Source organism: Galbibacter sp., assembly GCF_048266365.1.
Taxonomy (GTDB): domain Bacteria; phylum Bacteroidota; class Bacteroidia; order Flavobacteriales; family Flavobacteriaceae; genus Galbibacter.
The window spans coordinates 161648-184883 of the sequence record NZ_JBLWZP010000005.1; the positions used below are offsets into that span (position 1 = coordinate 161648).

The 23236-nt window shown below is 38.0% G+C and carries 23 protein-coding genes; 5 read left to right on the forward strand and 18 right to left on the reverse strand.

Translation table 11 applies throughout. The annotated features are described in order from the left end of the window. Positions 1-98: 98 nt before the first annotated feature. Positions 99-1046: an endonuclease gene (locus tag ACN0TV_RS09725; RefSeq protein ID WP_417362502.1), complete on the reverse strand. Its 948-nt coding sequence runs from the start codon at positions 1044-1046 to the stop codon at positions 99-101. Between the two features lie 52 nt (positions 1047-1098). Here ACN0TV_RS09725 and hflX point away from each other — a divergent pair, with 52 nt between their 5' ends. Continuing rightward, positions 1099-2310 (forward strand): GTPase HflX, encoded by a 1212-nt coding sequence (gene hflX / locus ACN0TV_RS09730; protein WP_417362504.1) that lies wholly within the window; start codon positions 1099-1101, stop codon positions 2308-2310. A gap of 124 nt (positions 2311-2434) precedes the next feature. On the opposite strand, the gene ACN0TV_RS09735 is transcribed toward hflX, so the two are convergent. The 5 genes from ACN0TV_RS09735 to ACN0TV_RS09755 form a co-directional block, all read right to left on the reverse strand. Continuing rightward, on the reverse strand, positions 2435-3343 hold the full coding sequence (locus tag ACN0TV_RS09735; RefSeq protein WP_417362506.1) for a DUF3078 domain-containing protein: 909 nt from the start codon (positions 3341-3343) through the stop codon (positions 2435-2437). 95 nt (positions 3344-3438) lie between these two features. After that, entirely contained in the window at positions 3439-3945 is a 507-nt protein-coding gene (locus ACN0TV_RS09740) for a DUF2480 family protein (RefSeq protein WP_417362696.1), read from the reverse strand. A gap of 42 nt (positions 3946-3987) precedes the next feature. After that, positions 3988-4311, reverse strand: a complete 324-nt coding sequence (locus ACN0TV_RS09745; RefSeq protein WP_417362508.1) for an SUF system Fe-S cluster assembly protein — start codon at positions 4309-4311, stop codon at positions 3988-3990. Between the two features lie 6 nt (positions 4312-4317). Next, complete coding sequence (locus ACN0TV_RS09750) at positions 4318-4740, reverse strand: SufE family protein (protein WP_417362698.1); 423 nt, start codon at positions 4738-4740, stop codon at positions 4318-4320. Positions 4741-4823: 83 nt separating this feature from the next. Beyond that, positions 4824-6035, reverse strand: a complete 1212-nt coding sequence (locus ACN0TV_RS09755; RefSeq protein WP_417362510.1) for an aminotransferase class V-fold PLP-dependent enzyme — start codon at positions 6033-6035, stop codon at positions 4824-4826. Positions 6036-6225: 190 nt separating this feature from the next. On the opposite strand from ACN0TV_RS09755, the gene ACN0TV_RS09760 reads away from it, so the two are divergent. Next, the gene (locus ACN0TV_RS09760) at positions 6226-7578 is read left to right on the forward strand and encodes a serine hydrolase domain-containing protein (RefSeq protein ID WP_417362512.1); all 1353 of its coding nucleotides are present in this window, start codon (positions 6226-6228) and stop codon (positions 7576-7578) included. On the opposite strand, the gene bioA is transcribed toward ACN0TV_RS09760, so the two are convergent. The 4 genes from bioA to ACN0TV_RS09780 all read right to left on the reverse strand — a co-directional run bounded on the left by bioA (position 7575) and on the right by ACN0TV_RS09780 (position 11428). Further along, on the reverse strand, positions 7575-8843 hold the full coding sequence (bioA, locus tag ACN0TV_RS09765; RefSeq protein ID WP_417362514.1) for an adenosylmethionine--8-amino-7-oxononanoate transaminase: 1269 nt from the start codon (positions 8841-8843) through the stop codon (positions 7575-7577). The genes ACN0TV_RS09760 and bioA overlap by 4 nt on opposite strands. 176 nt (positions 8844-9019) lie before the next feature. Beyond that, positions 9020-9499, reverse strand: coding sequence for a hypothetical protein (locus tag ACN0TV_RS09770; RefSeq protein WP_417362516.1), 480 nt, complete (start codon positions 9497-9499; stop codon positions 9020-9022). A 70-nt stretch (positions 9500-9569) separates the two neighbouring features. Continuing rightward, positions 9570-10220, reverse strand: coding sequence for a dethiobiotin synthase (gene bioD / locus ACN0TV_RS09775; protein WP_417362518.1), 651 nt, complete (start codon positions 10218-10220; stop codon positions 9570-9572). Positions 10221-10270: 50 nt separating this feature from the next. Next, entirely contained in the window at positions 10271-11428 is a 1158-nt protein-coding gene (locus tag ACN0TV_RS09780; RefSeq protein ID WP_417362520.1) for an aminotransferase class I/II-fold pyridoxal phosphate-dependent enzyme, read from the reverse strand. Between the two features lie 91 nt (positions 11429-11519). Between ACN0TV_RS09780 and ACN0TV_RS09785 the strand changes: the two genes are divergently transcribed. Further along, positions 11520-13301: a M61 family metallopeptidase gene (locus ACN0TV_RS09785; RefSeq protein WP_417362522.1), complete on the forward strand. Its 1782-nt coding sequence runs from the start codon at positions 11520-11522 to the stop codon at positions 13299-13301. 87 nt (positions 13302-13388) lie between these two features. Here ACN0TV_RS09785 and ACN0TV_RS09790 read toward each other — a convergent pair whose 3' ends face one another. The 4 genes from ACN0TV_RS09790 to ACN0TV_RS09805 all read right to left on the reverse strand — a co-directional run bounded on the left by ACN0TV_RS09790 (position 13389) and on the right by ACN0TV_RS09805 (position 17507). Next, entirely contained in the window at positions 13389-13667 is a 279-nt protein-coding gene (locus tag ACN0TV_RS09790; RefSeq protein ID WP_417362524.1) for a F0F1 ATP synthase subunit epsilon, read from the reverse strand. 55 nt (positions 13668-13722) lie between these two features. Next, positions 13723-15231 carry a F0F1 ATP synthase subunit beta gene (atpD, locus tag ACN0TV_RS09795; protein ID WP_417362526.1) on the reverse strand — a complete coding sequence of 503 codons (1509 nt, stop codon included), beginning with the start codon at positions 15229-15231 and terminating at the stop codon, positions 13723-13725. A 284-nt stretch (positions 15232-15515) separates the two neighbouring features. After that, on the reverse strand, positions 15516-16517 hold the full coding sequence (locus ACN0TV_RS09800; RefSeq protein WP_417362528.1) for an NAD(P)H-dependent glycerol-3-phosphate dehydrogenase: 1002 nt from the start codon (positions 16515-16517) through the stop codon (positions 15516-15518). 324 nt (positions 16518-16841) lie between these two features. Next, a complete protein-coding gene (locus tag ACN0TV_RS09805; protein WP_417362530.1) occupies positions 16842-17507 on the reverse strand; it encodes an ATP-binding cassette domain-containing protein in 666 nt (221 codons plus the stop codon). Positions 17508-18105: 598 nt separating this feature from the next. Between ACN0TV_RS09805 and lysM the strand changes: the two genes are divergently transcribed. Further along, positions 18106-18603, forward strand: coding sequence for a peptidoglycan-binding protein LysM (lysM, locus tag ACN0TV_RS09810; protein ID WP_417362532.1), 498 nt, complete (start codon positions 18106-18108; stop codon positions 18601-18603). Here the strand turns inward: lysM and nadD are convergent. From nadD to ACN0TV_RS09830, 4 genes are all read right to left on the reverse strand, one after another. Beyond that, positions 18600-19202: a nicotinate (nicotinamide) nucleotide adenylyltransferase gene (nadD, locus tag ACN0TV_RS09815; RefSeq protein ID WP_417362534.1), complete on the reverse strand. Its 603-nt coding sequence runs from the start codon at positions 19200-19202 to the stop codon at positions 18600-18602. The two genes, lysM and nadD, sit on opposite strands and share 4 nt — an antisense overlap. Further along, positions 19199-19789 (reverse strand): guanylate kinase, encoded by a 591-nt coding sequence (gene gmk / locus ACN0TV_RS09820; RefSeq protein ID WP_417362700.1) that lies wholly within the window; start codon positions 19787-19789, stop codon positions 19199-19201. Before gmk ends, nadD begins: the two co-directional genes overlap by 4 nt. A gap of 49 nt (positions 19790-19838) precedes the next feature. After that, complete coding sequence (locus ACN0TV_RS09825; RefSeq protein ID WP_417362536.1) at positions 19839-20711, reverse strand: YicC/YloC family endoribonuclease; 873 nt, start codon at positions 20709-20711, stop codon at positions 19839-19841. 153 nt (positions 20712-20864) lie between these two features. Then, complete coding sequence (locus ACN0TV_RS09830) at positions 20865-21218, reverse strand: toxin-antitoxin system YwqK family antitoxin (protein WP_417362538.1); 354 nt, start codon at positions 21216-21218, stop codon at positions 20865-20867. 246 nt (positions 21219-21464) lie between these two features. On the opposite strand from ACN0TV_RS09830, the gene aspS reads away from it, so the two are divergent. After that, entirely contained in the window at positions 21465-23213 is a 1749-nt protein-coding gene (aspS, locus tag ACN0TV_RS09835) for an aspartate--tRNA ligase (RefSeq protein ID WP_417362540.1), read from the forward strand. Positions 23214-23236 lie beyond the last annotated feature (23 nt).

A 23236-nucleotide genomic window follows, 5' to 3' on the forward strand; every position in this document is an offset into this window, starting at 1 on the left:
TTTTTCCTTATATTAAAATGCATTTCATCGATGATTATTGTATTTTAAAGATAAAATAGCTCCTAATTCCATATTTATGTCCTTATTCATCCATTGAATTAATTTTGGAGAACGACATAAACTGGAAAATGATCACTATAGCCACCTATATATTTTGGACCTGCATAGGTTCGAAATGGAAATCCTTCGTAGCGCTTATCCCAATCTTGCAAAAAGCGATCACTTAAAATTGCAGCTCGGTCAAAGGAAAGACCCTTAGCATCGCGGGCAAAAAAGTTCGTAGAGATAATAATTTGATCAAATAAATTCCAACGTCCTCTATAGGTGGTACTACCTTGATCTTCTGGGATTAGCATGGTAACCATAGGGTTGAAAAGGCCATTGATTACCAGGTGATCTTTTATACTTTCAGAGTTGGGATTATCATTAAAATCCCCCATGATTATAAACTTTGCATTAGGATAGGTCTGTTTAACGATTTCTAAATGCTTGCTGAGGGTCTGAGCCGCAGTGATACGTTTGTAGGCGGTTCCTTCGTCTCCATCTCTTCGAGATGGCCAGTGATTGACGTATATATGAACCATTTCACCGTGGAGATTCCCACGAACATATAATATGTCTCTAGTATAATCACGTTCATTTTCTGGGTTATATACCATAACAGTTATGGTAGTGGATTCGAGAACTTCAAAATCATCTTTTCGATATAACAAAGCAGTGTCGATCCCACGCTCATCAGGTGAATTATAATGGACAAAATCATAGCCGAGTTCCTCTAGACCGTTACAGTTTATAAGATCCGTTAAAACCTTTCTATTCTCTACTTCAGCCACACCAACTATAGAAGGGTGTTGGTTTATATCGTCATAGCCAATTTCTGAAATTGCCTTACTTAATTTGAACAGTTTATTTTGATAGCGCTCCTTAGTCCATTCTAAGAATCCTTCAGCAGTAAAATCATCATCTAAGATATGAGGATCGTTCGTTGTGTCAAAAAGATTTTCCAAATTGTAAAAGGCTACGGAGATATTTTTGCTGTCTGTCATATTTTGTATTTAAAAAAATGATTTGTTTACCTTTGCAAAATACAAATAATTTATGCTAGAGAGAAAACATATAGATTATGAGAAGGTTGTGCTAGTTGGAATCATTACCAAAGAGCAAGATGAGGAGAAATCTCAAGAGTACCTGGATGAGTTAGAATTTTTGGCCTATACCGCGGGTGGCTCAGTAGAAGGAAGATTCACTCAAAAAATTGAACTCCCAAATCCGAAGACTTTTATCGGAAGTGGTAAGATGGAAGAAATTTTAGATTTTGTAGAACAAAACGAGATTGGAAGTGTCATTTTCGATGATGAACTAACTCCGGCTCAACAAAAAAATATTGAAAAGATTCTTAAGGTAAAGGTGTTGGATCGGACCAGTTTGATTCTAGATATTTTTGCCCAGCGCGCACAAACGAGTTATGCGAGGACTCAGGTTGAATTGGCACAATACCAATATTTACTTCCACGACTTACAGGACTGTGGACTCACCTTGAACGACAAAGAGGGGGTATTGGAATGCGTGGTCCCGGGGAGACTGAGATTGAAACCGATAGACGTATTGTAAGGGATCGTATTGCACTGTTAAAAAAGAAGCTTGAAAAAATTGACAAGCAAATGGAAACCCAAAGAGGTAATCGCGGAGCCTTGGTTCGTGTTGCATTAATCGGGTATACCAACGTAGGAAAGTCTACCCTTATGAATGTCATTAGTAAAAGTGATGTCTTTGCAGAGGATAAATTATTCGCCACTCTAGACACCACCGTTAGAAAGGTGGTCATTGGTAACTTACCGTTTCTATTAACCGACACTGTTGGATTTATCAGAAAGCTCCCTACGCAATTGGTAGAGTCTTTTAAAAGCACCTTAGATGAGGTCAGGGAGGCTGATCTACTCTTACATGTGGTAGACATCTCACACCCGACTTTTGAAGATCATATCAACTCTGTGAATCAAATTTTGGACGAAATCAAAAGTGCTGATAAGCCTGTCATAATGGTATTTAATAAGATTGACAATTATGAACATCAAACCATAGATAAAGACGATCTGATTACGGAGCGTACTGCAAAACACTTTACTCTTGAAGAATGGAAAAACACCTGGATGAACCGAATGGGCTCCAATGTTTTGTTTATATCAGCTCTGGAAAAAGATAACCTTGAAGAATTCAGGAGGATGGTCTATGAAGAGGTTCGTAGAATTCACGTTACTCGCTTTCCGTATAACAGCTTTTTATACCCGGAATACCAAGAGGATCTATAATATAGAATTCAACTAAGGTAGAGCCAAAAAAGCCTTTGAGATGCGTGCTGCAATTCAAAGGCTTTTTTTAGTTCTTGTACAGTTTCTAACTGTTTATAATATATTGTATACTGTGCCTATTCGGTTAAAAAGCAACATTCACTCCTAAACCAAATACCTCACGAACCTGTAGGGCGCTAACAGCATTATCGTCATATACCGTTTGAACTGTGAAGTTCGTTGAAAGGTATTTATTGATTTGCATTACTATATTTAAAGTGTAATCCAAATCAACATTTTGTGGATCTTCCAAATAGTTTGAATACAGGTTTAAGATATTCTCTACAGAAACATTTTCCATCAACTGAAATTTGTAATATCCTGAAGCGTAAAAACCAAGCTCGTAACGAGACTGATCTCCCGGGTCAATACCATAGGCACTCAATTCGTTTGTATTATCTGCACCTGAATGCTGAACGAATTCACCTAGAGCACCATCATAGATCCAAAGGTCATCAGAAATGAAGGTAAGTTTTGAAGTGGCAGGTGCCAAGTTCACCTTCAAGTTATCACTTTTCTTCCACTCCATACCCGGACCAAAGGTTAAGTACCCAGGGTTAAAGAATCCAGAAGTGTGAAAGTCAGTTGCTTCATCATTACTGTAATCAAAACCTTTTGTCATTTGAGTTTTCAAATTCAAAAAGAATGAATAATTCCAATTACCAAAAGCTTTTTTACCTACGAGAGAGTTAAATTCGAATCGGTCATCAGTTTTACGAGTCCCCTGATCTTTGGTCTTATTAAGCCCATAAGACATTAAAAGTTTATTATCCCATGTCCAATCTCCCTTAAGATAGTTAAAGTCGTAATTGATGTTTCCTGTACCTGACACATTATTTTGCCCTCCGGCTACCCAATTGCTAAATGCAGCTTGGTTTAATAAAAATGTGAAAGTACCTCCTTTAGTCCACCCTTCTTTTGGCGGCTCTTCATCTTGAGCGTAAGTAAATGAAATTCCGAATAACAGTGCTCCTAGCACAAATAGTTTTCTCATCAAGTTTAAATTTAAATTCACTAGTTAAAAATATTTAAAACTCATTTTAAATAGTAGATAGATAAGGGGGAGATTAGGATTCGGTAAAGATATTATTATTTTCTTTTATATAGTGGAACTGAAGAACAAGCTTCTCCAAACATCACGCTTTTGGCAACCTTTTGCAATCTAGAGGTAATAAAAAGGTAAGCATCCACCGGAACCGCCTTTTTAGAACACCCTTTAACAATTACAGGTTTATCCTTATACCTAGAAAGATCTAGCTCTTGGATGATCTCTCTATACACTAAAGACTCCAAGGTATCTAAACTTCCAAGTACTACTTTCTTACAATAAGGATTAAGTTTGGTGGTGATGAGCATATAGGCCCAAGTGGGCACAATAGCATCCGTAGAACAATGCAAGGCTACATAAGTATCTTGATATTGCTCCCAATTATGGTCTTCTGCCAAGGCTCTGAATTGCTTTTCTTTTAGGATAAATCCCTGATCGAGCCAATCTTTTATATCAAATAAAACCCGCTCACCTTCAGGATAAAACTCTTCTAAATTAAAAGTTTCCAGGATGCTCTCGGCTACTCTGTTTCTAATTTCTTGCTGCATAGACTCCGCTGCTGAGACGTTAATAACTATCAATAAATCTGCTTAAAGTAAGCCTAATTCCAGCTTAGCTTCCTCACTCATTAGTTCTTGGCTCCAAGGCGGATCAAAAGTAATTTCCACTTCAGCATCTTTAACCTCCTCAATGGTTTTTATTTTTTCTTCCACTTCAACAGGAAGCGTCTCGGCAACCGGACAGTTTGGTGTGGTCAATGTCATCAAGACTTTCACCTCGTAATCATCATTTACAAACACATCGTATATTAATCCCAACTCATAGATGTCTACTGGGATTTCCGGATCGTATACTGTTTTGAGAACTCGTACTATTTTTTCTCCTAGTTCTACGGTATTAATAGTCTCACTCATAATATCTTAATTTAATTGGGTTTGATAAGCCACTGCATACAATTTCAGTTGTTTAATCATGCTGACTAAACCATTGGCACGCGTTGGCGACAAATGTTCTTTTAATCCGATTTCGTCTATAAACTTGGTATCGGCATCAATAATCGCTTTAGGACTTTGATTAGAATAGGCTCGTACTAAGATAGCAATTATTCCCTTGGTAATGATGGCATCACTATCGGCGGTAAATATTAATTTTTCATCTTGCAGCTCAGCATGAACCCATACTTTACTTTGGCAACCTTTAATAATATTGGCTTCCGTTTTATATTGATCTTCGATGATCGGTAATGATTTTCCGAGTTCTATCATATACTCATACCGCTGCATCCAGTCGTCAAACATAGAAAACTCATCAACGATATCGTTTTGGATTTCTTGTATTGTCATCATTTCATTTTTATACGGCAAAAATACAACAAGTATATTGCCTATTCAACTGTTTTACACTCCGTTTTAAATTCTAAAACCCGTCAAGACAACATTTTCTGAGCTAATTTCACAGCCGACACCAAAGTGTCTATCTCTTCCTTGGTATTATAAAAGGCAAAGCTTGCCCTCACTGTTCCGGGTATTTTAAAATAATCCATTATCGGTTGAGCACAATGATGTCCCGTTCTAACAGCAACCCCCAATTTATCTACAATCGAACCCACATCGTAAGGATGTATTCCCTCGAGATTAAACGAAATTACCGCAGCTTTATGTGCCGATTCACCATAGATTTTTAGACCTGGAATCTTTCTGAGTTCTGCAGTACCATAAACAAGCAACTCATTCTCATAGTCGTTAATTTGCTGGAAACCTATCGAGTTCATATAATCAATTGCAGCCCCGAAGGCAATACCACCACAAATATTAGGTGTTCCGGCTTCAAATTTATGTGGTAAATCTGCATAGGTGGTCTTTTCAAAACTCACCTCAGCTATCATTTCTCCCCCACCTTGATAAGGCGGAAGTTTGCTAAGCCATTCTTCTTTTCCGTACAACATACCCACTCCGGTTGGTCCACACATCTTATGTGCAGAGGCTACGTAGAAATCCGCGTCCAGCGCTTGAACATCAGGTTTGATATGTGGTGTGGCCTGAGCACCATCGATCAGTACAGCAGCGCCAACTTGGTGTGCCTTCTCTATGATGAGTTCAATGGGATTGATCACTCCAAGTGCATTTGATACGTGATTGCAAAACACCAATTTTGTGCGTTCAGATAGAAGCCCTTCATAAGCCTCTATGTCCAAAACACCATGGTCATTCATAGGAATCACCTTTAAGATCGCTTCTGTGCGCTCGCAAAGCATTTGCCAAGGCACAATATTGGAGTGGTGTTCAAGAGCAGAAACGATAAGTTCGTCACCTTTTTTCAAAAGGCTAGAAAAACCATTAGCCACTAGGTTAATACCATGAGTAGTTCCTGAGGTAAATATAATTTCTCGCGTAAATTTAGCATTAAAATGAGCTCTTATCTTTTCGCGGGCTTGTTCGTATTTATCAGTAGCTTCTTGAGATAAGCTGTGCACCCCCCTATGGATATTTGCATTGTAATTTGCATAGTAATCAACAATGCAATCGATCACCACCTGAGGTGTTTGAGAGGTGGCAGCATTATCAAAATACACCAAGGGATGATCGTTAACCTTCCGATTTAAAATAGGAAAGTCAGAACGTATTTTTTGTATATCCATTATAACAATTCTTTACTACAAAAATAAGCAACTGATCGCTAAGATTAAAGGCTAATGCCTTTAATTTAAATATCTTTTGACTGTACACCCCTAAGGAGATCCAATCGCTAAATTTGTAATGCCTGGTGAAAAACAGTACCCTTCTTTAGCATTAAATTTCTAATTTAGTAATTACTTAAACCTAAACACCGTGAAAAACTTTAAACGCATCTTACTTTACACACTACTCTTTTTTGTTTTGATTCTCATTTATGCGGGATATACCAATTACCCCAAACTCGAACTCATCAGTGGATTTGCGGCCAAAAACATATGTTCTTGCAAATTTATTGATCAACGAGCAATAGATTATACAGAAACTAACGATAATAATTTTTCACCTGTTAACCTGGCTGAAAACAGTGTGGATTTGGAACAGAAAACGGCTACCGCTGATGTTTTTGGCCTAAAGGAGAGGACCGCAATTTACAGAAAGGGCTTAGGATGTGTGTTAGTTCCGCAAAATAAGATCCTAGGAGATCTAATAGCGCAGCAACCAAGACGAATACTTGCACCTAAACCCTTACCCTTTCCTTATGGAGACGCTCTACAAAAGGACACTGTTTTTTCAACAATTGATTACAATCAAATCCAACATACTGTAGACGCTGCGTTTAAAAATAATGACATTCAAAAAACCAGAGCTGTGCTAGTGATCTACAAGGATCAAATAATCGCAGAACGCTACGCCGACTCCCTGAATCGCAACAGCAGATTATTAGGTTGGTCCATGACCAAAAGTGTATTGGCTACGCTGTATGGTATTTTATCCTTTGATCGGGGATTTAAAATTGATCAGCCTGCTAAGGTTGAAGCATGGAGAAATGATCAACGTGCAGAGATCACCTATGCAGACTTATTTCATATGAACAGTGGACTAGAGTGGGAAGAGGATTATTCTCAGATATCTGATGTTACTAAAATGCTTTTCCAAGCCGAGGACATGAGTAAAGTGCAGGCAGAAAAACAAGCAGCATTCCCGCCTAACACTCATTTTAATTATTCTTCAGGAACCACCAATTTACTCGCGGGTCTGCTACGAAAAGAGTTTGACTCCTATCAGCAGTACCTCAACTTTCCGTATGATAAGCTCATCGATCGCATCGGCATGAACAGTATGGTTTTAGAAACTGATGCAGCGGGTAATTTTGTAGGCTCATCATACGGTTGGGCTACCACCAGAGATTGGGGAAAATTTGGTCTATTGTACTTGCATCAAGGAAACTGGAATGGCGATCAGCTTTTCGATAAAAAATGGATTGATTTTGTAACCACTCCTGCCGCAAATTCCGCAAAGGAATATGGAGGTCATTTCTGGTTAAACACACCGGAAAAACTTCCAGATGCACCCATGGATACCTATTATGCAGATGGCTTCCAGGGACAGCGCGTTTATATTGTGCCTTCCAAGGATTTAGTCGTAGTTCGCTTAGGCTTAGCATCCACAGCGTATTTTGATTTTAATGCCTTTTTAAGCGGGATAACCCAAGCAATAAACCACTAGACAACTGTATCCAATAACTCTTCAATTCCGTTGTATATACGCTCTAGCTGCTGGTCAGTAATCACATAAGAGGATGCGATGTAGATGGTATTCCCTAAGGGACGCATAAACAGATGATTTGCTAAAAAATAATCAAACATTTTTTTTCGCAAATCCCCATAACGCTCCATATTCACCGCTAAATCAAGCGCATAAATGGTACCGCATTGTCTTGTTCCAGCCACTTTTGGATGCTGCTTTATTTTTTGATCGAAAGCCTTATGCGATGCGATAACTCTTTGAATGTTTTGTTGCATGGCTTCACTCTGCAAAAGGTCTATTCCTGCTATGGCTGCAGCACATGCCACAGGATTTGCGCTATAAGTATGCCCGTGGAATAATCCCTTACTCATATCATCACTGTAGAACGCATTGTAGACATTTAAGGTGCAACTCGTGATAGCCATTGGGACCATTCCACCTGTGAGCGCCTTACTGAGGCACATTATATCAGGTTGATTATTTAAATGCAATGAGGCGAAGTGTTTTCCGGTTTTACCAAAACCCGTCATTACCTCGTCAGCAATAGTCAGCACTTGCTGTCTCTGACACTCTCCAATGAGTGCGTCCAAGCCTTCTGCATCGTTCATTTTCATAGCTGCCGCACCCTGAACTAAAGGCTCATAAATAAAGGCCGCTACAGCCTCTTCCTCTAGGATTGCTTTTAGTTGATTTAAAACCTCCTCCCTATTCTCTGAGGTTGGTGCAGGAATACGCTTGACATTTAAAAAGAAATCTTCGAAAGGTCCGTTGTACACCGATAATCCGGAAACAGACATTGCGCCAAAAGTATCTCCATGAAAGCCCTCCTCCAAAGCAATCAACACCTGACGTTTCTCCCCTTGATTAAAGTAATATTGTAATGCCATTTTTATGGCAACATCCACTGAGGTAGAGCCATTGTCGGAGAAGAATAACTTTTGTTGATTATCGGGTAAAATTGCAATTAGCTTTTCTGAAAGCTCAACTGCCGGTTCGTGAGTCAGCCCGGCAAAAACAACCTGATCTAGGGTTTCTACTTGTCTTTTAACCCGCTCCACTATAGCCTCATTACAATGGCCATATGCGGAAGTATACCAAGAGGCAATTCCATCGATATATTCGCCTCCCTTATCATCGTACAATACCGCACCCTTTGCTCTTGTTATTGCAATACTGTCTGGACTGGTTTTATGCTGGGTTAAAGGATGCCAAAGATGCTTTTTATCGCGCTGAGAAAGTGTCATTTTCAATTTAATTAATGGGATTTCAGTACAAAGATGAGGATTCATCTGCGCAATTAAAACTAATTTAAATTATAAGTTTTAATATATCGCCGAGACTAAAATTACCTGAGCTAGCCAGAATGGTTATGAAAAGCAACCGGGGCCACTTTTATTATGATTTCCTATAAAAGAAGATATTATTTTACCAATTCAAAGTAGGGCTCTGTCCCATCTTCATCAGACCAAATCAATTCATTATTCAACCAAAGTGTTTTGATCTTAACCAAGTTATTTCTCCTATAGATTTCACTTCTTAAAGTGTCTGTATCAGTTGCATTCCATTGAATATAGGTTATTGGTTGTGCTTCGGTATCAGCGTTGTTTAAAAAAACGCTAATTCGATATTCCGATACTGGAGCATAATCGTAAATCACGTAGTTTCTGGGATAATCCATGTTCCCGTCATACACTTCCTCAACCGCCCCATTTACTACATAAAACAGTTTAATTTCAGACGAATTAAGGGTGTTTTCATTTTCAGGATTTAACAGATCATTACCCTGACTATCTTTAATACTAAATTCAACGCCAACGTCATAAACGAATTGTTTTGGACTGTCGTCGGAACTACAACTACATAATAGAGTAATGACAACAACGGCTAATAAAATTCTCATGGTTTGGCATGAACTTGGCCAGAAGATAATTTATTCTATACTGAAATTCCTCTTTAAAAGAAAAACTTTTTCAGGATACTTGTTTAGTATGTGGTCTTTGAGAAAATTGAATTAGATTTTCATTGAAGTGTGCTGCATAATTACGAATCACTTCCGGAGTAAATTCCTTCTCCTCTTCTATTCGTCCAATTATTGGAACATTGGTCATTTTATGAATAATCTGTTCGGTAGTAGGATGCTCTTTTCCACTAAAGATAATGGATACATCAAAACCTTTTTGTTTCAGTAGGTTTACCGTTAACAAGGTATGATTGATACTTCCCAAATAGTGTCTTGACACGACAATAATTTTAAAATCTTTAGCGATGATATCCAATATAGTATGCTGCTCGTTGAGTGGTACCAAAACCCCTCCGGCTCCTTCAATTACCAAATGGTTATCTGTTTGAGGAAGCTGTATATTATCAACATCAATGGTTATACCATCCAAGGCTGCTGAGGCATGTGGACTTATGGGTATCTTGAGGGCATAACTATTGGGATGGAACTTGGTGTTGTTGTTGGATATTAGCGCTTTTACTTTGTGCGTATCCGAATTGTCCAAATCTCCAGATTGAATAGGTTTCCAATAATCAGCCTCTAAGGATTCAGCAATAATAGCTGAGGCAATAGTCTTTCCAACCTCAGTAGAGATTCCGGTTACAAAAAATACAGATTTCATGATATATAGTTAGTGCTACAGGCTGTTAAAATACAAAAACAGCACAATTTTTAAGGTATAAGTTGCTTTAAAACACCTGATATTTCGTCAAAAGTATTAAAACTGTGCAAACAAAAACGAATTCTTTCAAAATCCATTGGAACAGTTGGGGATAAAATTGGTCTTACATCAAAACCGGCCCCATTCAATCTATAGCCCAGTTTTTTTACCTGTTCATTGCCCGGTACAATTAGGCATTGAATCGCAGAATTACTCGGCAAATAGTTTTCATTGTCAAGCCCTAAGGATTTTAATTCAGCTTTAAAAAATTCAATATTTCGAAGCAATTTTGAGCGCTGTTGGCGATAAAAAGAGTCTGACTTGTCTTGACCCATTATACCATATCGGGTATAAATAACCCCAATACTATGTGGCGAGAGTGCGGTAGTATACATAAAACTACGTGCGAAATTATATAGGTAAACTTTCAAAAGCTCGCTCCCCAAAACCGCCGCACCGTGGCATCCTAGCGCTTTACCAAATGTGACGATTCTAGCAAAAACACGATTATTTAAATCCACGGACTGCACCATACCCTCCCCTTTCTCACCAAAAACCCCTACTGCATGGGCCTCATCAACAACTAAGTAGGCTCCAAAACTTTCCGTTAAAGCAATCATGGCTTTTAGATCCGGAGAATCTCCATCCATGGAAAATACCGATTCCGTCACCACATACAAGTTCCCTTGGTAGTTTTTATAGGCCTGCAGCACATTTTTTAAGTCCTCTAAATCATTGTGCTTGAATTTATAACTTTTGGCATTGCTGAGTTGAATTCCGTCACGTATACTGGCATGGGCGAAGGCATCGTAAATCACTATATCTCCCCGCTGGGGTACAGCACTAAAAAATCCCAAATTGGCATCATAGCCGGAATTAAAAACCAAAGCAGCTTCAACACTGTGATATTTGGCTAAAAATTGCTCAAGGTTTTCATGCGCCTTATGATTCCCAGTTAAAAGCCGCGATCCTGTAGATCCATCGGAATCAAATTGCTGCATGTCCAGGTTAGCTTTACGCTGCTCTGCTGCCATAGTGCTGTGAGAAAATCCCAGGTAATCATTGGAAGAAAAATCCACCTCAAAATTACCTGTTGTGAGAACTCTAAGAGCGTTCTCCTGTTTTCTTTTTTGAATTTTGGCAAGGAGATTTTCTGGAAAAGCAGTCATGAGAAATTAAATTTATAAGTGTAAATGTACATTACAATTCATTAAAATTGGTAACTTCAACCCCAAATGTAACCCAGATAAAATATTTGTTTTGAAGAAAATTATTTGTTTTTACACCCTGGTATTTAGTGTTGTGATTCTCAATGCACAGCAGTCAGTTCTTTACACCATTTCATTTGACAAGGCTGAACATCATTTGGCCGATGTCAGTGTAACCTTTCCACAGACCGATTCTGACACACTCTACATTCGCATGAGTCGAAGCTCGCCAGGACGCTACGCCCTACATGAGTTTGCTAAAAATGTAAACAACCTCAGCGCTATAAATCAGCAAGGGGACACCATAGAGGTTCTCAGAAAAGACCCACATCAATGGATGATTCCAAACCCTAAGGGAACTACCACGGTCAATTACACCCTATTTGGTAACAGAGGTGATGGGACTTATGCACAAATCGATCTAAGTCACGCGCACTTAAACATTCCGGCGACTTTTATGTATGCTAAGGAGTTTTTCGATCATGCTGTAGAGGTCACCTTTGTGCCTAGAAAAGACTTGAATTGGAAAATAGCAACCCAATTGCCTTTTAAAGAAGGCAATACCTATACAGCACCTAATTTCCAATACTTCTTTGATAGTCCAACAGAGCTCAGCAATTTTAATAAGCGCTCTTTCACCGTGGATTCCAATGGCAAGTCCTATACTATAGATTTTGTATTACACGACCATAGTCCAGAGGATTTGTTAGATGCCTATTTTGAGCAGGTGAAACAAATTGTCTTGACCCAAAAAAATGTATATAAAGAACTTCCAGACTTTGACTACCAGAAGTATACCTTTATCGCTTGCTATGTGACCAATGCCAGTGGAGATGGTATGGAGCACCGAAACTCGACGATATTAACAGATAGAGAAGGTTTAGAAAATGGAGGATTTAAAAACAATATAGGAACCGTATCTCATGAGTTTTTTCACGCATGGAACGTAGAGCGCCTTCGTCCAAAGGACCTGGAACCTTTTGACTATTCCAAAGCGAACATGACAGGAACCTTATGGTTTGCCGAAGGTTTTACCAGCTATTATACCAACTTGACCCTTTGTAGGGCCGGGATTATAGATCAACAAGAATATGTCAAACGATTAAACGGCACCTTTAATTATGTGTGGAACTCTCCAGCTAGGGAACTCTACAACCCTATTGAAATGAGTTACCAAGCACCTTTTGTCGATGCTGCCACTGCTGTCGAAGAAATCGATCGCGGCAATACTTTTATCTCTTATTATTCCTATGGAAGCATGCTGGGACTAGCTTTAGATTTATCCTTAAGGCAAAAAGGATTAACACTAGATGATTACATGAGAGAAATGTGGAAAGCGCAAGGAAAAAGTGAGGAACCATATACCATCGACGATTTACATTTTAATTTAAGTCTTTACGCAGGAAAAGATTTTGCTGATGAGTATTTCAACAGCTATATCTATAACGGTAAAATGCCTGATTTTAAAACCTTATTTGAAAGTGTGGGTATTGCTCTAGATCGTCAAGAAAATAAGCCATACGCCGGAATGCGAATAAGACAAAATTTAGTCACTTCCTATCCATTTATTGGAAGCCCGGCATATAGTGCTGGATTGACCAAAGGTGATCGTATTCTCGCTATAAATGATGTAGGATTAGAGCAGGATGCCAACTTAGATGAACTACTTTCAAAATTCAAAGTAGGTGAGTCTCTAAAAATCAGCTATAGTCGTTTTGGAATCAATCAAAACACAGAGCTCATATTGCAGCCTGATCCTACCTATGAGATTACTTTAGATTCTCGAGTAAAACGCAGGGTAGAAAAGCACCGCGATCGCTGGTTAGATAAATAGAAAAAGTTGACCTAAATATATTCATAAAAAAAGCGTCGATTCCATAACAGAACGACGCTTTTTTTATTGAGTAAAGTATTGGTTAACTTATTCCGCCAATACGATAACTTTATTGTTATTCATCTCTACAGTACCACTGTTGATCGGTAAAAGAGTAACTCCTTTTTCGTCTCTTGAAAATCTGGAAGATACTTCTTTACTCAAGCTTACATCTCCGTAAATTTTCACATCCCCTTTACCTAGCAAAGACACTATAGGTGCGTGATTATCTAACATTTGAAATTCACCGTCCACTCCGGGAACAGCAACCGAGGTTACTTCTCCCTTAAACAAGGTGGCTTCTGGTGTTACGATTTCTAATAGCATACTTTTTAATTCTAAAGGCAGCAGCTTAAAAACTTAACCGATGCCAAGGTTCATATTAGGCTTCAGCTAACATTTTCTCTCCAGCTTCAATAGCTTCCTCAATAGATCCTTTAAGGTTAAATGCTGCCTCAGGAAGATGATCTAACTCACCATCCATAATCATATTAAATCCTTTAATGGTCTCTTTAATATCTACTAAGACGCCCGGGATACCTGTAAATTGTTCCGCAACATGGAAAGGTTGTGACAAGAAACGTTGTACCCTTCTAGCCCTGTATACGGCTTGCTTATCATCTTCAGAAAGTTCTTCCATCCCAAGAATAGCAATAATATCCTGTAATTCTTTATAGTGCTGTAATAACTCTTTTACGCGTTGAGCACAGGCATAATGTTCTTTACCTAAAATATCAACTGATAAAATTCTAGAAGAAGATTCTAAAGGATCTACTGCAGGGTAAATACCAAGTTCTGCAATTTTTCTAGAAAGTACTGTTGTTGCATCAAGGTGAGCAAAGGTTGTTGCCGGAGCTGGATCCGTTAAGTCATCCGCAGGTACGTATACCGCCTGCACAGAGGTAATAGATCCTCTTTTAGTTGAAGTAATACGTTCTTGCATCGCACCCATCTCAGTAGCCAATGTTGGTTGGTATCCAACCGCTGAAGGCATACGTCCTAGAAGTGCTGATACCTCAGAACCTGCTTGTGTAAATCGGAAAATGTTATCGACAAAGAAAAGAACGTCTTTTCCTTGACCCTCGCCAGCACCGTCACGGAAATACTCCGCAATAGTCAACCCGGATAATGCTACACGAGCACGTGCTCCAGGAGGCTCATTCATCTGACCGAATACAAAGGTTGCTTTAGAATCCTTCATTGCAGACTTGTCTACTTTAGACAAATCCCATCCACCGGCTTCCATGGATTTGTTAAACTCATCACCATACTTGATAATTCCAGACTCTAACATCTCTCTTAGAAGGTCATTTCCTTCACGGGTTCTTTCTCCAACACCTGCAAAGACAGATAAACCACCGTGTCCTTTTGCAATATTGTTAATCAACTCCTGGATAAGTACAGTTTTACCTACTCCTGCACCACCGAATAAACCAATTTTACCTCCTTTAGCATAGGGCTCAATAAGGTCAATTACTTTAATCCCGGTATAGAGTACTTCTGTAGAAGTTGTAAGGTCTTCAAATTTTGGAGCTTCTCTGTGAATAGGCAGACCATCTTTTCCTTCTTTAGGAAGATCACCCAATCCATCAATAGCATCTCCGATAACATTAAACAATCGTCCATAAACATCATCTCCGATTGGCATCTGTATTGGATTTCCGGTGGAAAGCACCTCTACTCCTCTACTTAAACCATCAGTAGAATCCATTGAAATTGTTCTTACTGTATCTTCTCCAATATGAGATTGTACTTCAAGTACCAATTTAGATCCATCTTTTCTTATGATTTCCAAAGAATCATAAATCTTTGGCAATTCAGAACCCGATTCAAATGCTACGTCTACAACCGGACCGATAATTTGTGCAACTTTACCTGTAATTTTTGACATTACTCAAGTGTTTAATGTTAAGCTTATTACTAACGAAACAAAAGTTTGAACCAAATGTGCTCAAACATGCTTTTTTCGCGGTGCAAAGATATATTTTTAATTGAAATTAAACCCCTATTTATAAAAAAAAATAACAGCTATAGTTAGTTGTGAATTTGGAGGTTAGCGCGCTTGCAAAGAAATATTCAAACTCCACTGCTTAAATTGTTTCGAAACCTTCAAAAATTGTTAGATTTTTACAATTCACCTTAGCTTTTTAAAGGTAAAAATCAAATTTTTAGTACTTAATTTAATTTCTCCGTTAGTTTATTAAATGTCACCTTAGGATCTTTACCTTCATAAAGAATAGCGTAGACGGCATCAATAATTGGTGTTTTACTTTTACCTTTTTGTGTTTCGGTAATCAAGTGCGCACTTTTAGTGGCGTAATAACCCTCAGCAACCATATTCATCTCCATCATTGCACTTTTTACAGTATACCCCTTTCCAATCATATTACCAAACATACGGTTACGACTAAATATGGAGTAGCCTGTCACGAGTAGATCCCCTAAATAGGCTAAATCATCAATATTACGCTTCATTTTATGAATACGCTTTATAAAACGTTTCATCTCACGGATGGAATTACTCATCAAAACGGCTTGGAAATTATCTCCATACCCTAATCCATGAGCAATACCTGCAGCCACAGCGTATATATTTTTTAACATGGCGGCATATTCAGTTCCGATAATATCATCACTTATTTTCGTCTTGATATAACTACTGGCCAATCGATCAGCAAGCATGGTGGCATTATGTTGATCAGAAGAAGCCACTGTGAGATAAGACAATCGCTCTAGCGCAACTTCCTCAGCATGGCACGGTCCGGTAATTACACCTATATTATCATAAGGTACCTGGTAGACCTGGTGAAAATACTCCCCTACGATCAAACCATATTCGGGCACTATACCTTTAATAGCAGAAAAAACAACCTTATGGTTAAGGGGTAGAGTGAGCTTTTGAAGTTCTTGATGTAAAAATGCTGAAGGAATAGCGAAAATCAAAAAGTCTGCATAGTCCACGATCTCATTAATATCATCACTTAGCTTCAATTGATCTACATGAAATTCAACCGAACTCAAGTAATTAGGATTATGCTGCTCTTCTTTAATATGTTGTATCGCTGATGAATTCCGCATATACCAACCTACTTCATCAAGATTTTCACACAGCATTTTTACCAGGGCGGTAGCCCAACTTCCGCCACCTAGAACAGCTACCTTTATAGTATTTTCCATTTTATTTATTTCTATAATTTGCAGGGTCAAAAGTAACCAAATTTTAAAACTAAATTTTTAGACCCAAAGCAAGTCCCATCACTTCCTTGACTCAAAATTAATTACTCCAAAATAAGCCCGACCAAATTTAACAGTAGATTATGAAAAGAAAAAGCAATGTAAGCCCCCTAGCTACGTTATGATATTATAAAAACAAGAAAACGTATTAAGTTAGGTTAATTGATTTTTTTGGTTGGTTATTTGTAAAAACCGCTTTTTGATTCATCTCAAAGAGCGGTTTTTTTTGAGTCTTATATATTGCCCACCAAATGGTAAGGTCCTTTTTCATTCACTCCTTAAATAATGATGTCTAACTAGATCTGATTCGTCAATTATGTCAATTTTCTGGGCATCTTTTAAAATAAAGCTTCTGTCAGTTATCTCGAGTACATCATTGTAGTAATGATCGGTCAACATTATACCTTTCTCTTTTTTAACTTCGCGCAATAAATCTTTAATAACATCCTTATACAAAGGTTCAATCATTGAGAACGGTTCATCAAGCAATATAAACTGATGATTTAGATTGCTAATAAGCAACAACTCCAGATAGCGCAATTGTCCTAAAGATAAATGCCCTACTTTTATTTTTTCAATACTGTAGATCTTAGGGGAATAGAAAATTTTATCTTGATCATCTCCTTTCGGAAAAAACATAGGAATAATATCCCTTACTCTCTTTTCTTTGGGTAAGAAGGAGTCCTGAGGTAAATAGGCTATCTTTTTTGAAGGAATAATATCCTTTTGAGAAATGTTCTTTGAATTTATGCTGATATGTATTGAATTCGCTTTGACCGTTCCAAAAATAAGTTTCAAAAAGGTGGATTTCCCTGTACCATTGCGACCAAATATCCCTACTATTTCTCCTACCCGACAATCAAGGTTAATATCCTTTAAAATAGCCCTTTTCCCATAAGACTTATTAAGACCTGTTACTTTCAATTGATCCATTTACCTAAAGATTATATAAGGGATGAACAATAACGCTGAGATCAAAACATTAAGCAGCCACACCTTCTTCAAAAGGTTGGATTTAGTATATCCGAGATTGTGATAAGCGTAATATTCATTTTTTTTGAAGGTTTGAAAGCCTAAAAACCCAATTAAGATTCCAACAGAAGAAAAAATTATCAGACTCCATATATAACCTGATAATAATCCGAAAATCAAACTAAAAGTAAGGTTGAATATATTAATATCGAAAAAGTATTTCAGAATAGCTTTAGGGTACATTTACCAATATGATTTTATTTTGAACATGTTTTAACCTGTTAAAAGTAACAATTTAAAATTGCCCAGAATTCTAAGAGAGTAAATCACACCAAATTGTAAAGTTCCCTGAAGACATTCAAGCAATTTGATACTTTGAGAACTTTAAAGATACAATCTAAGTTTTTTCAATTTAAACCCAACTTTTAAGATTGAACCATCTTAAATAAGCAAATAGATTCAAAGTTTATAGCATTTTTTTGTCAAAAAAAATTCATTCACTTTGTAGGAAAACGTTTATTGCTTACCTTGTTGCTTGAACTTTTAAAATATTAACACCATGGGATTATTTTCATTTATCAAAGATGCAGGCGCTAAGATATTTGGCGGAAAAACTTCAGCTGAAGAAGCAGCTGAGGCAGCGGCAGACAAAGCATCTGCAATAGCAGAAGCAAATGCACAGGCCTCTAAAAAACTAACAGAAACCATCAGCGACCTAGACCTAAAGGCGGAAAATCTTCAAATTGCAATCAGTGGTGACACCGCAACTATAAGTGGCAAAGCCTATGATCAAAGCACTAAAGAAAAAATTATTTTAGTCGTTGGTAACAGTACCGGAATCGCTGTAGTTGACGATCGTATGGAAGTTGAACACACAGAACCAGAGGCACAATTCCATACCGTTGTTTCGGGAGATAGCTTAAGTAAAATCGCTAAGAAATTTTATGGTAACGCCATGAAATACCCAGTGATTTTTGAAGCGAATAAGCCCATGCTAACCGACCCAGATAAAATTTATCCAGGACAGGTACTGCGTATTCCAGCATTAGAATCCTAATTAGACAATTCTCGGTAAAAATTCATCAAGTCCACATACTCCCATACCTCTGGTTGTAAAAGTGGGCGGATATTTTTACCCTCTGAAATTGCTTTACGAATAAAGGTAGATGATATCTCCATAATAGGAGCGTCTACCTTTTTTACATTGGGATGTTCACTGTACCTGCCTTTCTTCTCAGTAGGTTTATCAATTCTTGGATACACATATATATTGTGGTTCTCTACGATCATCTCAACATTCTTCCACTTATGTAGACTTCGCAAATTATCCTCACCCATAATCAGACAGAATTCGTAATCCGGATATTTCTCCTTAAGATATACTAGAGTCTTTACGGTATAATTAGGTTGAGGCAATCCAAACTCAATATCACTAGGCTTTAATTTATCATAGCCTTCAGTGGCTCTGTAGACAAGCTCCAATCGGTGGTGATCCTCCAATAGACTGCTTTTCTTCTTTAGCGGATTATGAGGTGTAACCACCATCCAAACCTCTTGAAGATCTGTGAATTCAGCCATGTGGTTGGCAATAACCAAATGCCCTATATGTATAGGATTAAAGGTGCCGAAAAAGAGTCCAATCTTCTTCTTTGTCATGAGTTCGTTTTTTTTGAAACACCGACAAAATCTGCAACGAGATTATAGGCTTCTTGCTTAGCTGTATCTAAATCATAGTTCTTAATAACCATATCAAACTGAGGGGCAGTAGCTAGCTCTACAGATGCCTTTGCAATCCTCATATTGATTTTATCATCGCTCTCTGTCTTTCGCTTCTTAAGTCTGATTTTTAGTTCATCCACACTAGGAGGCTTCACAAAAACAGCCAAAGTTTGATCAGGGAATTTTCGCTTAATTCGAAGCCCCCCAGCTACATCAATATCAAAAATCACATTTTTGCCTTCCTTCCACAACCGTTCCACTTCAGTTTTTAGCGTACCGTAAAAATTATCACGGTAGACCTCCTCCCACTCTAAAAAATCGTTGTTTTTGATATGATCTTTAAAGGTTCTGGCAGACAAAAAGTAATAATTCTCACCATCTTTTTCATCTCCTCTTGGCTCTCTTGAAGTCGCCGAAATAGAAAAGGCCAGATTCAATTCTGGATGTTCTAATAAATGCCTTACAATAGTAGTTTTACCACTGCCCGAAGGGGCAGAGAAAATGATTAACTTTCCGCTATTCACACCTTTATTTTCTTCCATTTATAGTGATTAAACGCAAATACAGCGCTTTTTATAATACGTTCAACAACTGTTCTTTAATTTTCTCCAACTCATCCTTCATTTGCACTACCAATTGCTGCATTGGTGCATAATTAGATTTAGAACCAATGGTATTGATTTCACGGCCAATTTCTTGGCTTATGAATCCAAGTTTTTTTCCATTAGAATCGCCTGAGTTTATGGACTCAATGAAGTAATCCAGGTGATTAGAAAGACGTACTTTTTCTTCGGTAATGTCGAATTTCTCAATATAGTAAATCAATTCTTGTTCAAAACGATTTTCATCAACCTCCGCTTTAAGATCATCAACTGCCTTTTCTAGGCGAGATCGTACTCCCTTAACACGTTCAGGATCTATCTCTACTACTTTTTTCAACAATTCTGAAATCGCAGCAATACGCTCGACAAAATCTTTTTCTAAGGCTGCACCCTCTTGATCCCTAAAAATGTTGATTTCTTCAAGAGCCTTGATCACCGCATTTTTTATAATCTGATACTCCTCAGGATCTATTTCTTCACGCTCTACTTTGAGAGCGTCAGGCATACGCACTGCCATTTTCAATAACTCCACCTCCTGGTCAGCTCCTATAGGAGTAGCATTAGCAGCTCTTAGCTGTTCCATATATCCTCTTAAAACTCCTATATTAAGTTGGGTATTCGAGGTCTCCCCTGTGACCTCAACATACAAACTAAAATCAATTTTACCACGGACAAGTCCTGAAGCTATAAGATTTCTGAGCTCCAGTTCCTTTTCCCTATAGGAAGAAGGAATCCTAGCATTGATATCCAAATTCTTACTGTTAAGGGACTTTAACTCCACGGTTATTTTCTTGGAAGGCAATTGTATAACATCCTTACCAAAACCAGTCATCGATTGTATCATCTTCTAAATTTAGAATGGCAAAAATACAAAATTGGAAGTCCAAACGTATAAAATGCAAATAAAAAAGCTGTACCCTTTATAAGTACAGCTTCATATTATAATTATTTAATCAGCAATTTAGGGAATAGCATCCCTTAAATCCTTATGTCTCTCTTAATTGCGTACGACAGTATTTGATTGATCCCAAGTTTTAACGCTGGCAATTGTACTGTTCTCATACTTAACTTCTTTCAAGGTATTACCATCCCAGAAAAACCAATTTCCAGTTTTAGCTCCCATGTCATATTTGGCAATAGTTAATTTATTTCCTTGTTCATCATATGACATCCAATCTCCGTGTAGTTTTCCGTTTAAGTAAGTACCCGTTTGAGCAACCTTTCCATTTTCGTGGTAGTAGGTCGCTTTAACCAATCCATTTACAATCTCTAATTTCGGCTGTTTCTCAACTCCCTGAGCAAACATTACAACCGAGAAAACTAGTGCAATAGCAGTTAATATACTTTTCATATCCTTATTTTTTTTAAATTTCACATTGTCTACTATCAAATATATACTTTTTAATTTACAATTACAAAACGTTTACGTAACATTAAATTAACATTAAAGCTGTTTTGCGCTGATTTACAAATAGTTAAACCTAAACTAAGGATGCATTTTAGTTGAAAATTTAACATTGGAAAAATCTTTTTTGAATTTTTTCATTTCACTCACAATCCTTATTAACTTTGCAGCCAATTAATTCCATTAGAATTCATGTATAGAAGTCATACTTGCGGAGCCTTGCGCTCAGAACATATAGGCACTCAAATCACACTTTCTGGTTGGGTACAAAAGGTAAGAGATAAAGGGTTTATGATCTGGGTAGATCTTAGAGATAGATACGGTATCACCCAGCTTATATTTGATGAAAATAGAACACCACAAGATGTCTTCAAATCAGCTCAAGAGCTCGGAAGGGAATTTGTTATCAAAGTTGAAGGTACCGTCATCGAAAGGGAAGCTAAAAATCCTAATTTGGCCACTGGTGATATCGAGATTTTAGTCAGTCATATCACCCTTCTTAATGCTTCGCTAACACCTCCTTTTACTATAGAGAACGAAACCGACGGTGGGGATGAACTTCGAATGAAATATCGCTACCTCGATATTAGAAGAAATCCTGTAAAAAATAATTTGATCTTCCGTCACAACGTAAGTATGGAAGTAAGGAACTTCTTATCTGGGGCCGGTTTTATAGAAATTGAAACTCCCTATTTGATTAAGTCTACTCCTGAAGGCGCGCGAGATTTTGTGGTGCCTTCACGAATGAACCAAGGTCAATTTTACGCCCTTCCTCAATCACCACAAACCTTTAAACAACTGTTGATGGTTGGTGGTATGGATAAGTACTTTCAAATCGTAAAATGTTTTAGAGACGAAGATCTTCGTGCAGATAGACAACCGGAGTTTACACAAATTGACTGTGAAATGGCCTTTGTTGAACAGGAAGACATCTTAAACATCTTCGAAGGACTTACCAAACACCTCTTACAACAAATCAGAAATATTTCGGTTTCAGAATTCCCAAGAATGACCTACGACCAGGCCATGCGTACCTATGGGAATGACAAGCCGGATATCCGATTTGGAATGAAGTTCGGGGAGTTAAATGAAGTAGCACAACACAAAGACTTTAATGTCTTCAATCAAGCAGAATTAGTTGTAGGGATCGCAGTACCTGGCGCAGCATCATATACACGAAAAGAAATTGACAAACTCATCGACTGGGTAAGGAGACCTCAAGTAGGAGCCCTCGGTATGGTATATGTTAAATATAACGAGGATGGTAATTTAAAATCTTCGGTAGATAAATTCTACGATCAGGAAGACTTGAAAAAATGGGCGGAAGCAACTGCTGCCGAACCAGGTGACCTCATTTGCGTATTATCTGGTCCGGCTGACAAAACTAGAGGGCAGTTAAGCGCCTTAAGAATGGAACTAGCTGAACGTTTAGGATTGAGAAATCCAGATGAATTTGCACCACTTTGGGTTGTTGATTTCCCATTATTAGAATGGGATGATGAATCTCAGCGCTATCACGCCATGCACCACCCATTTACTTCTCCAAAACCAGAAGACATCGCATTGTTGGATAGCGACCCAGGTAAAGTACGAGCGAATGCCTATGATTTGGTTTTAAACGGTAATGAAATTGGAGGAGGATCCATCCGTATTTTCGACAAGGACTTGCAGGCTACCATGTTTAAACATCTTGGATTCACAGAAGAAGCAGCCAAAGCTCAGTTTGGATTCTTAATGGATGCATTCCAATATGGAGCACCTCCACACGGAGGTCTTGCATTTGGACTCGACCGTTTAGTAGCAATCCTAGGAGGCCAAGAAACCATTCGTGATTTCATTGCATTTCCGAAGAACAACTCTGGTCGTGATGTCATGATAGATGCGCCATCAGCTATCGATAGTGAACAACTTAAGGAACTAAACATCAAGCTTGATCTCTAATCCGTATCAAAATTCGTGCGTGT

Excerpts from the sequence above, each read along its gene's own strand:
- ACN0TV_RS09725 (WP_417362502.1), bottom strand. The coding sequence starts at position 1,046 with ATGACAGACAGCAAAAATATCTCCGTAGCCTTTTACAATTTGGAAAAT.
- hflX (WP_417362504.1), top strand. The coding sequence starts at position 1,099 with ATGCTAGAGAGAAAACATATAGATTATGAGAAGGTTGTGCTAGTTGGA.
- ACN0TV_RS09735 (WP_417362506.1), bottom strand. The coding sequence starts at position 3,343 with ATGAGAAAACTATTTGTGCTAGGAGCACTGTTATTCGGAATTTCATTT.
- ACN0TV_RS09740 (WP_417362696.1), bottom strand. The coding sequence starts at position 3,945 with ATGCAGCAAGAAATTAGAAACAGAGTAGCCGAGAGCATCCTGGAAACT.
- ACN0TV_RS09745 (WP_417362508.1), bottom strand. The coding sequence starts at position 4,311 with ATGAGTGAGACTATTAATACCGTAGAACTAGGAGAAAAAATAGTACGA.
- ACN0TV_RS09750 (WP_417362698.1), bottom strand. The coding sequence starts at position 4,740 with ATGACAATACAAGAAATCCAAAACGATATCGTTGATGAGTTTTCTATG.
- ACN0TV_RS09755 (WP_417362510.1), bottom strand. The coding sequence starts at position 6,035 with ATGGATATACAAAAAATACGTTCTGACTTTCCTATTTTAAATCGGAAG.
- bioA (WP_417362514.1), bottom strand. The coding sequence starts at position 8,843 with ATGACACTTTCTCAGCGCGATAAAAAGCATCTTTGGCATCCTTTAACC.
- ACN0TV_RS09770 (WP_417362516.1), bottom strand. The coding sequence starts at position 9,499 with ATGAGAATTTTATTAGCCGTTGTTGTCATTACTCTATTATGTAGTTGT.
- bioD (WP_417362518.1), bottom strand. The coding sequence starts at position 10,220 with ATGAAATCTGTATTTTTTGTAACCGGAATCTCTACTGAGGTTGGAAAG.
- ACN0TV_RS09780 (WP_417362520.1), bottom strand. The coding sequence starts at position 11,428 with ATGACTGCTTTTCCAGAAAATCTCCTTGCCAAAATTCAAAAAAGAAAA.
- ACN0TV_RS09790 (WP_417362524.1), bottom strand. The coding sequence starts at position 13,667 with ATGCTATTAGAAATCGTAACACCAGAAGCCACCTTGTTTAAGGGAGAA.
- atpD (WP_417362526.1), bottom strand. The coding sequence starts at position 15,231 with ATGTCAAAAATTACAGGTAAAGTTGCACAAATTATCGGTCCGGTTGTA.
- ACN0TV_RS09800 (WP_417362528.1), bottom strand. The coding sequence starts at position 16,517 with ATGGAAAATACTATAAAGGTAGCTGTTCTAGGTGGCGGAAGTTGGGCT.
- ACN0TV_RS09805 (WP_417362530.1), bottom strand. The coding sequence starts at position 17,507 with ATGGATCAATTGAAAGTAACAGGTCTTAATAAGTCTTATGGGAAAAGG.
- lysM (WP_417362532.1), top strand. The coding sequence starts at position 18,106 with ATGGGATTATTTTCATTTATCAAAGATGCAGGCGCTAAGATATTTGGC.
- nadD (WP_417362534.1), bottom strand. The coding sequence starts at position 19,202 with ATGACAAAGAAGAAGATTGGACTCTTTTTCGGCACCTTTAATCCTATA.
- ACN0TV_RS09825 (WP_417362536.1), bottom strand. The coding sequence starts at position 20,711 with ATGATACAATCGATGACTGGTTTTGGTAAGGATGTTATACAATTGCCT.
- ACN0TV_RS09830 (WP_417362538.1), bottom strand. The coding sequence starts at position 21,218 with ATGAAAAGTATATTAACTGCTATTGCACTAGTTTTCTCGGTTGTAATG.
- aspS (WP_417362540.1), top strand. The coding sequence starts at position 21,465 with ATGTATAGAAGTCATACTTGCGGAGCCTTGCGCTCAGAACATATAGGC.